7 protein-coding genes are annotated in these 14,535 nt (G+C 64.0%); 6 read left to right on the top strand and 1 reads right to left on the bottom strand.

Annotation, left to right across the window (positions count from 1 at the left end; translation table 11 throughout):
* Positions 1 to 256 precede the first annotated feature (256 nt).
* The 6 genes from NLM32_RS12715 (at position 257) to NLM32_RS12685 (ending at position 13,273) form a co-directional block, all read left to right on the top strand.
* Positions 257 to 475, top strand: coding sequence for a YodC family protein (locus tag NLM32_RS12715; protein ID WP_254129315.1), 219 nt, complete (start codon positions 257 to 259; stop codon positions 473 to 475).
* Between the two features lie 773 nt (positions 476 to 1,248).
* Positions 1,249 to 11,439: an alkaline phosphatase family protein gene (locus NLM32_RS12705; protein ID WP_254129313.1), complete on the top strand. Its 10,191-nt coding sequence runs from the start codon at positions 1,249 to 1,251 to the stop codon at positions 11,437 to 11,439.
* 147 nt (positions 11,440 to 11,586) lie between these two features.
* On the top strand, positions 11,587 to 11,943 hold the full coding sequence (locus NLM32_RS12700) for a hypothetical protein (RefSeq protein ID WP_254129312.1): 357 nt from the start codon (positions 11,587 to 11,589) through the stop codon (positions 11,941 to 11,943).
* A gap of 193 nt (positions 11,944 to 12,136) precedes the next feature.
* The gene (locus NLM32_RS12695) at positions 12,137 to 12,409 is read left to right on the top strand and encodes a DUF3551 domain-containing protein (protein ID WP_309144842.1); all 273 of its coding nucleotides are present in this window, start codon (positions 12,137 to 12,139) and stop codon (positions 12,407 to 12,409) included.
* Positions 12,410 to 12,548: 139 nt separating this feature from the next.
* Positions 12,549 to 12,791, top strand: a complete 243-nt coding sequence (locus NLM32_RS12690; protein ID WP_254129311.1) for a DUF3551 domain-containing protein — start codon at positions 12,549 to 12,551, stop codon at positions 12,789 to 12,791.
* A gap of 206 nt (positions 12,792 to 12,997) precedes the next feature.
* The gene (locus NLM32_RS12685; protein ID WP_254129310.1) at positions 12,998 to 13,273 is read left to right on the top strand and encodes a hypothetical protein; all 276 of its coding nucleotides are present in this window, start codon (positions 12,998 to 13,000) and stop codon (positions 13,271 to 13,273) included.
* 48 nt (positions 13,274 to 13,321) lie between these two features.
* Here the strand turns inward: NLM32_RS12685 and NLM32_RS12680 are convergent, their stop codons facing one another.
* A complete protein-coding gene (locus NLM32_RS12680; RefSeq protein ID WP_254129309.1) occupies positions 13,322 to 14,395 on the bottom strand; it encodes a TauD/TfdA family dioxygenase in 1,074 nt (357 codons plus the stop codon).
* Between the last annotated feature and the right edge of the window lie 140 nt (positions 14,396 to 14,535).

The following is a 14,535-nucleotide window of genomic DNA, read 5'->3' as shown; positions in this document are numbered from 1 at the left end:
CAGCGCAGAGCCTGGCACGCACCTCACCTGTGGCCATCCTTCGAGACGCCCGCTACGCGGGCTCCTCAGGATGAGGTCTCGTTCCCCGGCAAGATGTCAGCCCCTCATGGTGAGGGCCCGCGTGAGCGGGCATCTCGAACCATGCAGGCCCACCTGCAGCCCGCGAGCGTCATGCGCACCGCCCCTCCCCCGTGTTCGGCGTGTCATGACAAATTGCTAGCTGTGGTCCGGATCGATCAACTCGAAAGGACAATCCATGGAATTGAAAGCCGGCGATATCGTCATGCTGAAGTCGGGCGGCCAGCCGCTGACCGTCGCGGAGGTCAAGGGCGACGACGTGCTCTGCCTCTGGATGGGCATGGAAGGCGACCTCTTCCGCGAGACGCTGCCGCTCGCCACTCTCATCCAGGTCGAAGAAGACCACGACGAGGATGAAGACGAAGACGAGGAAGAAGACGACGAGGACGACGAGTAGGCGCGCCTGAGATCGCGCCCCACGCGAAGGCAAGAGCAGGGTCGCGCCGTCAGTTGCGTCAAGGGCCCTGCCCCGCAGGTCCTGCTTTTGCCCTTCTCTGCGTGAACACTTGAAAAACGGGAACGGAAGCTTCTGCAAACGGTTGAATGAAACTCTGTGGGCATGGAGCCGGGCCCATGATGCTCCAAGCAGACTGCGAACGCTCGTTCGAAGAGAAATTGGCTGAGGAAGCCAGGCGTCTACGCGAAGAGGCCTATCGATTGCCCGACGGCAGGGAGCGCGAAGAGCTCTTCAGGCGGGCACGTAACGCGGCCGTCGCATCTCACATGACAGAATGGCTTCCCTACGTTGGACTGCCAAAGCGGAGATAGGTCCACGTCCATCGGCGGTCGAGTCTCATCCGCAATCGTGGCTTTGCGCACGCAGCTCAGTCCAGTCGCCGCTCGCTGCCCTCGGCAGGGCTCTGCTTGGGTGCGGCTGTTCTGCGCCAGCAGGACGAGAGATCCAGCATAGGCGCGACAAGGTTGGCATCGAGCGGACACTCGGACCCGGTAGGGAGTACCCCCATTGAGGTCTCAAAGTGGTCCGTCGTGATGGTACACTGCGACAAGTTGCCCGAGAGGCTGTCGGACATTAGCGCCACGGCTTGCAAGATCTAGCGTCTTGCAACCGGCATGGGCGTGCGTGGTGCTGGAATAACGTTCGCTGCAAAAACCTCATGTAGACGTCGGCATCTGATCCTCATTGAAAGCTTGGATAGACGGAGCAGGAACATGACCTATTCCTCTCAGATCCAGACATCGTTCTCCGGGCCATTGGACACCAGCACCTATCCCCCGGATAGCGGCCTCGCCGTCGGGCTGAACTACGTCGTGATGATCGACGGGGGGCAGATTGAATGGACCAACCTGGCCGGCGGATCACCAACCCAGCAGTCGGTCTACAGCTTCTTCTCGCCGCTATCGCCAACCGGCGGCCTCTATGGTCAGCGCGTCGCGTACGACAGCGTCAATCAGCGCTTCGTCGCGATCATGGAGTACCTGGCGCCGGATGGCGTCACGACGTCCATCGATATCGCGGTCTCCAAGGATTCCAATCCGAACGACGGCTGGACCTTCTCGCAGCTCAATACAACCATCACGATCGGCGGTCAGCCGACCGACTCCGACCGCCCGATTTTGGCGGTCGACGGTTCGAACGTCTACATCTCGACAGCACAGTATAATACCAGCGCGTCCGGTTATGCCGGCACCGAAAACTGGGTCATCGGCGATACCGCCGGCGCGGGCGGAGGGATCTATGGCGGCGGCACGTTGAGCGTGACCGCGAGCGAAGCCATGCCGTCGACCCAGGGCAAATTTGCCGTCGCATCCGGCAACAACGGCAAGACTTACTACGCGAGCGACTTCTCCAGCGGAGGTCAGATCGTCGTCGCCGTGCAGATCTACGATAAGGCCACGAATACGTTCAGCACGACCAGCACCGTCAACCTCGGCAATATCGACCAGGGCGGCAGCTACACGGCCCAGCAGCAGGGGACCAGCCTCCCGCTCGATGCCGGCGACAACCGGATCGCCAGCATGGTCTATGCCAACGGCTTCCTCTACGCCGTAGCCGAGATGAAGCCGACCGGCTCCAGCGTGCCGCTGGTCCATTGGTTCAAGATCGATGTCAGCAATCCCAGCGCGCCGTCCCTCGTGGCGCAGGGCGATATCTCGGGCGCCGCGATCGGCACCAGTGTGGCGACGTTCAATCCATCCATCGCGGTGGACACCGCGGGCGATGTCCTCATCAACTTCACCGCCAGCGGCCCGAACATGTACCCGGCGGACTACTACGTCTTCCAGGGTGGTAGCGATCCCGTGGGCTCGTTCAGCGCCCCCATCCTGTACCAGGCGAGTACTGGTTTCTTCAACGCGGGCGATGGCGCCAGCGTCCAGAGCTGGGGCGTCAATTCGTCGGCCACTGTCGACCCGAATAGTCCGAACGCGTTCTGGGTCTCGAACGAATACGTCGCCAGCGGCTGGTGGCAGACGTCGGTCGCCAAGATCGCGATCCAGAACTCAACGCCGACCGGGCCTGTGGTCTCTTCCATCGTGGCTTCCGGCACCGGCATCACCAGCGGTGCCGGCGATCTCAACGCCGGCAAGGTGGTCACGCTGACGGTGAACTTCAGCGCGGCCGTGACGGCCAACACCAGCGGCGGCACACCGACGATCACCCTCAATGACGGTGGTACAGCGAGCTACACCGGCGGCACGGGGAGCACCGCGCTCACCTTCAGCTACACGGTGGCGGCGGGCCAGAACACCGCCGACCTCATCGTCTCGGCGCTCAACCTCAACGGCGCGACGATCGCCGATGGCAGCGGCAATGCCGCCAACCTGACGGGGGCGACCAACTACAATCCGACCGGCATCCTGCAGATCGACACCACCGCGCCGACGATCGCCTCGATCGTCCCGACCGGCACCGGCATCACCAACGGCACCGGCAACGTCAGCACCGGCGGGATCATCACCTTGACCGTCAATCTGAGTGAGGCCGTCACGGTCAACACCAGCGGTGGTACGCCGACGCTCACCCTCAACGACGGCGGCACGGCAAGCTACACCGGCGGCACCGGCAGCACTGCGCTCACCTTCAGCTACACGGTGGCGGCGGGCCAGACCACGTCCGATCTCGCCATCTCGGCGTTCAACCTCAACGGCGCAACCATCAACGACGGAGCCGGCAACGCCGCCAATCTTGCGGGAGCTGCCAACTACAATCCGACCGGCACCCTGCAGGTCAACGTAACGGCACCGACGGTCGCCTCGATCGCGGCCTCGGGCACCGGCATCACCAGCGGTGCCGGCGATCTCAACGCGGGCCAGGTGGTCACGCTGACTGTGACCTTCAGCGCGGCCGTGACGGTCAATACCAGCGGCGGCACGCCATCACTGACTCTCAATGATGGCGGCACGGCGAGCTACACCGGCGGCACCAGCAGCACCGCGCTCACCTTCAGCTACACGGTGGCGGCGGGCCAGAACACCGCCGATCTCGTCATCTCGGCGCTCAACCTCAACGGCGCGACGATTGCCGACGGCAACGGCATTGCCGCCAACCTGACGGGGGCGACCAACTACAATCCCGCCGGCATCCTCCAGATCGACACCACGGCGCCGACGATCGCCTCGATCGTCGCGACCGGCACCGGCATCACCAACGGCACCGGCACTGTGAGCACCGGCGGGGTCGTCACCCTGACCGTCAATCTCAGCGAGGCCGTCACGGTCAACACGACCGGCGGCACGCCGACACTCACACTCAACGATGGCGGCACGGCGAGCTACACCGGTGGCACGGGCAGCACCGCGCTCACCTTCAGCTACACGGTCGCGGCAGGCCAGACCACGTCCGATCTCGCCATCTCGGCCCTCAACCTCAACGGCGCGGTCGTCAACGACCTCGCCGGCAATGCGGCCAACCTGGCCGGCGCCACCAACTACAATCCGACCGGCACCCTGCAGGTCAACCCGACCACCGCCGCCAAACCTAACCACATCGTCGTCCTTTCCCTGGAAAACGAGAACTATTCCGACATCGTAGGGAGTTCGCAGGCGCCTTACCTGAACTCGCTGATCGCTCAGGGGATGCTGCTCACCAACTACAACGGTGTGACTCATCCGAGCCAGCCCAATTACATTGCCCTGTTTTCCGGCTCGACGCAGGGCATCACCACCAACGGCAACTTTCCCCAGCTTCCGGCCAGCGTGCCGACGCTGGCGAGCACGCTCGCCGCCAGCGGTTACACCTTCGGCGGTTACGCCGAAACCACGGCGGATCCCGAGCGCCAGCCTTGGATCCACTTCGCCAATTCGGCCAGCACCGCTCACGATTTCAGCGCATTTCCTCAGACCGCGGCCGGCTTTGCCAACCTTCCGACCGTTTCCTACGTTTCGCCCAACGACGCCGACAACATGACGCCGACGAGCGACAACGGCGGCGGGATTCCGGCCGGCGACGCCTGGGTCCAGGCCAATCTCTCCGCCTACGCCGCCTGGGCGCAGGCCAACAATTCGCTGCTGATCGTCACCTTCGACGAAAACAACACCAATCCAGCGGTGACCTACCCCAGTCACGTTGCGGCAATCGTCGTCGGCGGGGGCGTCCCGGCCGGAGCCGTCAACGACTCGCCGACAGACCCGTATTCCCTGCTTGCCACGATCGAAAGCCTGTACGGCGCTGCACCGATCGGCGCCAGCGCCGGCGTACCGGCACTCAACCTCTATTCGGCGACACCGGCGAGAGCGTCCACCTCGGTCACTCGGTCATTCTCCGGATTGTCCGACCGGACCAACACTCCGCCCCAAAATGCGTTGGCGGTCGGGCCGAATTACATTTTCACCGCGGAGACCACTCACTACGCGATCACCGACCTGAGCGGCAATCCAATCGTATCCAACGGGTCATTGTACAGCTTGTTCGCGCCGCTTGGCGGCACGCTTGACAACGCCCTTCTCGACGCGCGCGCCGTCTATGACGGTTCGACCGGCCGCTACGTGGTCACCGCGGATAATTTTCAACCGGGCGGCGGGAATTTCGCCACCAATGTCGATATCGCCGTGTCGGTGGACAGCAATCCGAGCGACGGCTGGTATTTGGCTTCGATCGACACGTCCAACGGCAGAACGACCCAGTCGGACATGCCCTATCTGTCGGTCAGCAACGGCAAAATCTACGTCTCCACGCCCGAATTTTTGGACGCGGGAGGCGGCTACAGCAACGGCGAATTTATCGTCAACGAAAGTAGCGTCATAGCCGCCGGAAACCGCGCGATCACGCCCGACGCCAGCACCAGCGTGCCTAGCACCGCCAGCATCATGCGCAATGTCGCCGGCGACAACGGGGTGACCTACTATTTGAGCGCCCATTCGGACGCGAGGGAGACCACGCTCACATATCAAACGTACGATCCGACGCATGGCTTCAGCGCGACCCAAACGATTTTCCTCGGCGACGCCGATGTGGGAGGGGGCGGAAGCAACTTCACCACCGCGCAGTTGGGCACGACCAAGAAGCTCGACATTAACGACGGACGCATCCAGAGCCTTGCCTACACCTCGTCCGGAGGACACAATTACGTCTACGGCGTGAGCGAAGCCATGCCTAGCGCGGGAGGGCTCGCGCAAATCGAGTGGTTCAAGCTCGATGTCACCGACCCCACGAATCCGCAATATGTCATCGGGAACGTCATTTCCGGCGCGTCGATTGGCACGGGTGTCGCCGTATTCAATCCTTCGATTGCGGTCGACCAGAACGGCGACGTGCTCATCAATTTCTCGGCCTCCGGGTCGAACATGTATCCTTCCGACTATTATACGGTGCTCGGCGCCGGGGCTTCCGCCTTCACCGCGCCGACGCTTTACCAGGCGAGCACTACGTTTTTCGATTCCGGTACTCTGAACGACCAGCGCTGGGGCACCTATTCGACCGCTATCGCCGATCCGAACAACCCGAACGGGTTCTGGATCTCGAACGAATACGTGGCCAACGGCTGGTGGCAGACGGTGGTCACCCAGATCGCCGTCCAGGGTTCCGGGGCAACGGCACCGACGGTTGCCTCGATCGCGGCCTCGGGCACCGGCATCACCAGCGGCGTCGGCGATCTCAACGCGGGCAAGGTGGTCACGCTCACCGTGAACTTCAGCGCGGCCGTGACGGTCAACACCAGCGGCGGCACGCCGTCGCTCGCGCTCAACGATGGCGGCTCGGCAAGCTATACCGGCGGCTCGGGCAGCACTGCGCTCACCTTCAGCTATACGGTGGCGGCGGGCCAGAACACCGCCGATCTCATTGTCTCATCGCTCAACCTCAACGGAGCGACCATCAGTGGTGGCGGCAATGCCGCCAACCTGACGGGGGCGACCAACTACAATCCGACCGGCATCCTGCAGATCGACACCACCGCGCCGACAATCGCCTCGATCGTCCCGACCGGCACCGGCATCACCAACGGTACCGGCAGCGTGAGCACGGGTGCGGTTGTCACCTTGACTGTCAATCTGAGTGAGGCCGTCACGGTCAACACCACCGGCGGCACACCGACGCTCACACTCAACGATGGCGGTACCGCAAGCTACGTCAGCGGCTCCGGCAGCACCGCGCTTGCCTTCAGCTACACGGTGGCGGCAGGCCAGACCACATCCGATCTCGTCATCTCATCGTTCAACCTCAACGGCGCCGTGATCAACGACGGAGCCGGCAACGCCACCAACCTGGCCGGCGCCACCAACTACAATCCCGCCGGCACGCTGCAAGTCAACCCGACGGCGACGACGGTTGCCTCGATTGCGGCCTCGGGCACCGGCATCACCAGCGGCGCCGGCGATCTCAACGCGGGCAAGGTGGTCACGCTCACCGTGACCTTCAGCGCGGCCGTAACGGTCAATACCAGCGGTGGCACGCCGTCGCTCACGCTCAACGATGGCGGCACGGCGAGCTATACCGGCGGATCGGGTGGCACCGCGCTCACCTTCAGCTACACGGTGGCGGCGGGGCAGAACACCGCCGATCTCATCGTCTCCGCGCTCAACCTCAACGGTGGGACCATCACCGGTGGCAACGGCATTGCCGCCAACCTGACGGGGGCGACCAACTACAATCCCGCCGGCGTCCTGCAGATCGACACCACCGCGCCGACGATCGCCTCGATCGTCCCGACCGGCACCGGCATCACCAACGGCACCGGCAGTGTGAGCACGGGTGCGGTTGTCACCTTGACTGTCAATCTGAGTGAGGCCGTCACGGTCAACACCACCGGCGGCACACCGACGCTCACACTCAACGATGGCGGTACGGCAACCTATACAGGCGGCACGGGCAGCACCGCACTCACCTTCAGCTACACGGTCGCGGCAGGCCAGACCACGGCCGATCTCGCCATCTCATCGTTGAATCTAAATGGCGCGGTCATCAGTGACGGAGCCAGCAACGCCGCTAACCTGGCCGGCGCCACCAACTACAATCCCGCCGGCACCCTGCAGGTCAATCCGACGGCGACGACGGTTTCTTCAATCGCGGCCTCGGGCACCGGCATCACCAGCGGCGCCGGCGATCTCAACGCGGGCAAGGTGGTCACGCTGACCGTGACCTTCAGCGCGGCTGTGACGGTCAACACCAGCGGCGGCACGCCGTCGCTTGCCCTCAACGATGGCGGCTCGGCAAGCTACACCGGCGGCTCGGGGAGCACTGCGCTCACCTTCAGCTACACGGTGGCGGCAGGCCAAAACACCGCCGATCTCATCATCTCGGCGCTCAACCTCAACGGCGCGACGATTGCCGATGGCAGCGGCAATGCCGCCAACCTGACGGGGGCGACCAACTACAATCCGGCCGGCATCCTGCAGATCGACACAACGGCGCCGACGATCGCCTCGATTGCCGCCACCGGCACCGGCATCACCAACGGCACCGGCAATGTCAGCACGGGTGCGGTTGTCACCTTGACTGTCAATCTGAGTGAGGCCGTCACGGTCAACACCAGCGGCGGTTCACCGACGCTCACCCTCAACGATGGGGGCACGGCGAGCTACACCGGCGGCACGGGCAGCACCGCGCTCACCTTCAGCTACACGGTCGCGGCGGGTCAGACCACGGCCGATCTCGCCATCTCCTCGCTCAACCTCAACGGCGCGGTCGTCAACGACCTCGCCGGCAATGCGGCCAACCTGGCCGGCGCCACCAACTACAATCCTGCCGGCACCCTGCAAGTCAACCCGACGGCGACGACGGTTGCCTCGATCGCAGCCTCGGGCACCGGCATCACCAGCGGCGCCGGCGATCTCAACGCGGGCAAGGTGGTCACGCTCACGGTGACCTTCAGCGCGGCCGTAACGGTCAATACCAGCGGTGGCACGCCGTCGCTCACACTCAACGATGGCGGCACGGCGAGCTATACCGGCGGATCGGGTGGCACCGCGCTCACCTTCAGCTACACGGTGGCGGCGGGGCAGAACACCGCCGATCTGATCGTCTCATCGCTGAACCTCAACGGCGCAACCATCACCGGTGGCAACGGCGTTGCCGCCAACCTGACGGGTGCGACCAACTACAATCCCGCCGGCATCCTGCAGATCGATACGACGGCGCCGACCATTGCGTCGGTCGCGGCCTCCGGCACCGGCATCACCAGCGGCAGCGGCAATCTCAATGCCGGCAAGGTGGTTACGCTGACGGTCAATTTCAGCGAGGCGGTGACGGTCAACACCACCGGCGGCACGCCGACGCTGACCCTCAACGATGGCGGCACGGCAAGCTACACCGGCGGCACGGGGAGCACTGCGCTCACCTTCAGCTACACGGTGGCGGCAGGCCAGAACACGGCCGATCTCATCGTCTCCGCGCTCAACCTCAACGGCGCGACCATCAGCGATGGCGGCGGCAACGCCGCGAACCTTGCAGGTGCCACCAACGCCAATCCGGCGGGCACGCTCAAGATCGATACGACGGCGCCGACCATTGCGTCGATCGTTCCGACCGGCACCGGCATCACCAGCGGCACCGGCAATGTCAGCACGGGTGCGGTTGTCACCCTCACCGTCAATCTGAGCGAGGCGGTCACGGTCAACACCACCGGTGGCACGCCGACGCTCACCCTCAATGATGGCGGCACGGCGAGCTACGTCAGCGGCTCGGGCGGTACTGCGCTCACCTTCAGCTACACGGTGGCCGCGGGCCAGACCACGTCCGATCTCGTCATCTCGGCCCTCAACCTCAACGGCGCAACCATCAACGACGGTGCCGGCAACGCCGCCAATCTTGCGGGAGCCACCAACTACAATCCCGCCGGCACCCTGCAGGTCAACACGACGGCGACGACGGTCGCCTCGATCGTCGCGTCTGGTACCGGCATCACCAGCGGTGCCGGCGATCTCAATGCCGGCAAGGTGGTCACGCTGACGGTCAACTTCAGTGCGGCGGTGACGGTCAATACCGCGGGGGGCACCCCGAGGCTCACCCTCAACGACGGCGGCACGGCGAGCTACACCGGCGGTTCGGGCGGCACTGCGCTCACCTTCAGCTACACGGTGGCAGCGGGCCAGAACACCGCCGATCTCATCGTCTCGGCGCTCAACCTCAACGGCGGGACCATCACCGGCGGCAACGGCATTGCCGCAAACCTGACGGGGGCCACCAACTACAATCCCGCCGGCACCCTGCAGATCGACACCACGGCGCCGACGATTGCTTCGATCGTGGCTTCCGGCACCGGCATCACCAACGGCGCCGGCAGCGTGAGCACCGGCCAGGTCGTCACCTTGACCGTCAATCTCAGTGAGGCCGTCACGGTCAACACCAGCGGCGGCACGCCGACGCTCGCGCTCAATGATGGCGGCACGGCGAGCTACACCGGCGGCACGGGCAGCACCGCGCTCACCTTCAGCTACACGGTGGCGGCAGGCCAGACCACGTCCGATCTCGCCATCTCCTCGCTCAACCTCAACGGCGCGGTCATCAGTGACGGCGCCGGCAACGCTGCCAACCTGGCCGGCGCCACCAACTACAATCCCGCCGGCACCTTGCAAGTCAACCCGACCACGACCGGCACCGGCGTGCCGAAGTTCAGCCACATCGTCGTCGTCGTCGAAGAAAATCACAACTATGACCAGATCGCCGGCAGCAGCCAGGCACCTTACATCAACAGCCTGATGGCCGGCGGCGCGTCGCTGACCAACATGACGGCGGAGGCCCATCCGAGCCAACCGGACTATTTCGCCCTCTATGCCGGCTCGACATTCGGCACCACCGATGACAACTCCTACAGCCTTCCGGATCCAACGCTGTACACGGTGCTGAAAAACGGCGGTTACTCGTTCACGGGCTATGTGGACGAGGGCGGGATTGGCAGCGACTTCAACCATGACCCCTGGGTTTCATTCCCCGAAGGCCGCACGGTTCAAACCGATTTCACCAGCTTCCCGTCGCTTTTTGCCAACGGCAATTATTCGAGCCTGCCGACCGTCTCGTACGTCATTCCCAGCGTGAGTAACGACATGCACGATGGGACGATCGCGCAAGGCGATACATGGCTTCAGCAAAACCTGAGCGCCTATGCTCAGTGGGCGGTCAACAACAATTCGCTGCTGGTCGTGACCTGGGACGAGAATGACGATTCGACCTCCGAGGCCGCTGCCAACACGATTCCAACTCTGTTTTATGGCGCCAACGTGGTGCCGGGAAACTACAACACCGCCTACAATCACTACAATCTTCTGAGCACGATCACGGCTTCGCTGGGCTTGACCGGTCCCAACAACGCCGCGACGGCGGCGCCCATCCAGGTGTTCGGGACGGCCGCTGCGGGAGCGGCTGTGCTGGCGGTGGATCAGGACGGGGCACCCGAGAGTCCGACGCTGAGCATCAGCAGCAATTCGCTGACGGTAAACGCCGGAGGATCAGTGGCGTTGGGCATCACCGCGACGCCCGTCGATTCCGACGACCAACTGTCGGTGAGCATCAGCGGCTTGCCGAGCTACGAGTCGATCACGGCTCCGGCCGGAAACACCGTCACCAGCAGCCTTCAATCCGACGGAACCACCACCTGGACCATTGCCGAAGGCGCCTCCACGACGGGCCAACCGCTCACCGGGCTGACGCTGTCGTCGAGCTATACGGGCACCGACCATCCGGTCGCGACGCTCACGGTGACGGCGAGCAACACGACGTCCGGCGAAGCTGCCACATCGGCGTCACAGACCATGACGGTGACCGATCCGCCGGCGCCCGCGCCAAGTGGTCCTGGCGCCGCCTCGCCCTGGGACGCGGGCAATATCGATCGCCTTGCAGCGCTGATGAATCAATTCGCAGCCGCCGGCTTCGACGGACACGGCCCTGGCCCGTTCTGCCCGCCCTCCAATCCGAACGTCGGTTGGGACAACCAGGCCGCTCTCGCCGCTGCCCATCTCCACACGGGATGAGCAACGGCGCACCGGCCGCGCCGTTTGCTCATTTCGTCACGCGGCCTCTCGCGCGGAGAGTCGGCATGTTGATTCAAATCAATGGTTCTCCCGACGCCTGGAGATCAATGACCGGCTGAGGCCATTTGATCCTCGCGGGAGACGACCATGCGGACCCTGGCTGTCGCTGCTGTCATGAGCCTGACGCCGGCTGCGGCGTTCGCCGTCTCCGAGTGCCGCGTCACCGGTCATCCGTCCGTGTTTGGCGTCGACATGACGGCCTACTTCGCGGTCAGGTCGGGGCAAACGTGCAATTTCCCGATGCGAATTCCGGGAGCGATGCACAACTCGGGCGTTTCCCAGAAGCCTGCGCACGGAACGCTGCGACAGATCAACGTGACGACGTTCAGGTACACCGCGGCATCCGGTTACAAGGGCAACGACAATTTCGCCATCTACGGTGAAGGAAAGGGTCCCTACGGCTCAGGCCGATCGGTCATGACGGTGAATGCAACGATCGAGTAGCAGCGGCACACGAACCATCGGAGGCCGGGATGCGCATGCGTCATTGCATTTGCTGTTGCCGCTGCGAACGCGCGTGGCCTAGTATCGTCGCGGTGCCGGGAGAGCCGGGATCTCTGTGGTCCGCAGTGCCCTGGCCGTCAGTGCCATAGCCGTCAGTACCCTGGACGTCGAATTCGCAAATCCCCGGAGTGGCATGATGCGCGCGCTTCCCTTTCTCCTGATCATCTGGATCGCGATGTCTGCGTCCGCGCCGGCCGTCGCTCAACGGTTCGGCGGCCATCATCCGATTTGCCTTCAGAAGTGGGAATGGGGCGGTGCGAGCTCTATTTCGTGTCAGTACGATTCATGGGAGGCGTGCAAAGCGACCGCTGCAGGCCTTTCCGCCACGTGCCTGGTGAACCCTTACGCGCCACCAGCGTCCCCACCACCACCGTCGCCTCCAGACCGCGCTCCGCGTCTGCGATAGATGCGATTTGCGGCGGCACATGACGCCTTCAGGAACGATGTCGTGTAGCGACGGGTTGATGCTTGCCGTTGCGGCGGCAATTCGTTAGCCATGGTCGGCGATCGGCAGCCGCCGTTCGATTGACATGATGGAGGATCTCATGCGGATCGCCTTGCTGGTTGTCTTCATGGTGGCGGGACTTGCTCCCGCAGCGCACGCCGAGCGTGACTATCCCTGGTGCGTGTTTGGCGGCGGGCTCGGCTTCCCCGGCGAGTGCATGTATTCGACGCGAGAACAGTGCCTGGCGTCGTCGTCCGGCCGGTGGAATACCTACTGCGACATAAACCCGCGCGTGAGGTTCCAACAGCAGGCTCCGGCTCCGGCTCCGCGCCGGACGCGCTGATCACTGCAGCGCCGGCACGCGCTGGCGCCTCGTGCACGCGACAATCAGCCTGCGATGTCGACAAGTGACATTTGCCAAATCGCACGATCGCTCGCCCGATGCGGGTCCCCGATGCCGGGGATGTGACCGGTCGTGAAGCCCACACCCGTTGGGGCGCTGCAGCCGAGCCTTAAGTTACCAGACGAGAGGCAGCTGGAGAAAAAGCGATGCGTTCCATTTTGGCTTTGAGCCTTTTGATCGGCCTGTGCGGCGTTGCGAACGCGGCGCCGGCGCACCACAGCCATCGGCACGCTGTCGTTCGCTCCGATCAGGGCACGTTCGCGCCGGGCTCCGCTTCGAGCTTTGCGTACGCGCCATCGTGGCCGCCGACCGAATCCAGGTCCGCCGACCCCTGTGACAAGCCGGAAGCGTATTACGGCGCGTGTCAGGGTTATGCGCCCGGCGAAAAGGAGCGGTTTCTGGGCAGCTTGCACGGCCCATAGACGCTCGAACCCGCAAGTGCCGGGAGCGATGTCGTCCGACTCGGACCATCAATCCAGCGGAACGTTCAGACTGGTCCCTTTGGTGATGATGCCGCCACGGTTGCCGATCTCAATCGAGCCATAGCGCTGCTTGAAGCAATCGGGCAGCGGCCGGTCATCTGCCATGCTGAGCCAAAGGCGCAGCAGATGACGTTTTTCGCCGGCATTGGGCCAATCGCGGAATCCGGTCCGGTCATGCAGCAAGGCATGATTGTAGACGAACTGCATGTCCCCCGGCTGTAGCCGCATGCCGAAATGCAAGCGGGGATCATTCGCGAGCGCGTCGAAGAGATCGAGCGCCTCGACATGGGCCGGCGTCAGTCTCGGCGCATCAGGAAAGCGCTGCGCGCTGTCGATATACTGGCGCTGATAGAACCCGGTCAGGAATCCCGCATGCCAATTCAGCACCGGGATTTCGAGATACGGCTTTTCGTTCTCCGGCACCTCGCCGCGCCGGTCGGTCGCGATGGGCTCGAACAGGAGCGCGGCAAGGTCGGGACGCCGGTCGAACATGTCGTTGTAGATCGACGTCGTGCTGACCAGGAGAGAGTCCCCTCCCTCCATCGCCTCGCGGATGCATAACAGTCCAACCACGTCGGACGAATCGGTGTGGAATGTCTGCCGTTCCGACGTCTGATAAATCCTCGTGTTCGGATCCCTGGCATCGGCGCCGATGTCACGGACGTGACCGAGAATGTGACCCGCCGCATTCTGGGACCGCGCTGATCCCAGATGCGCGCCCACCCCGCAAAATATCGTAGCCGCAAACTCCTGGCTGTATGTCGCCACCGGGAGGCCGCGGATGACCTCGAAGCCCAGGCCGGTCAGCAGCTTTGCCTTGAGCTGTTCCAGATGCGCACCGAGGCGGGGAAGCGGAAAGCTGTCCTTGGTGATGTCGGCGATTTTCCTGCTGCGACCAAGATAGGATTCCGCCGCGTTCTCGAGCTCCGCGATCTCGCTGGCCTCGAGCGATACCAGCCACCGATCAGGATTGGCCTTCATCTCGGTGCCTAGCCAGGCGGATGGAATGTCGATCTTCCCTGACGGGCGATCGATCCCGCGGGTCGCTGAGACCACGTTCATATTGCTGGCTCCTGGGAAGATGGGTCGTCGGACACGGCGTCATATTGTGACAACGGCGTGTTGGCAACTTCGCGGGCCCACGGCCAGGGCCCGGGCAATCGTCGCACACAACGGCGCACGAGCGGACATCACTGAATGTC

It is taken from the genome of Bradyrhizobium sp. CCGUVB14, assembly GCF_024199935.1.
Lineage (GTDB): Bacteria > Pseudomonadota > Alphaproteobacteria > Rhizobiales > Xanthobacteraceae > Bradyrhizobium.
This window is presented reverse-complemented; position numbering and strand designations above follow the sequence as displayed.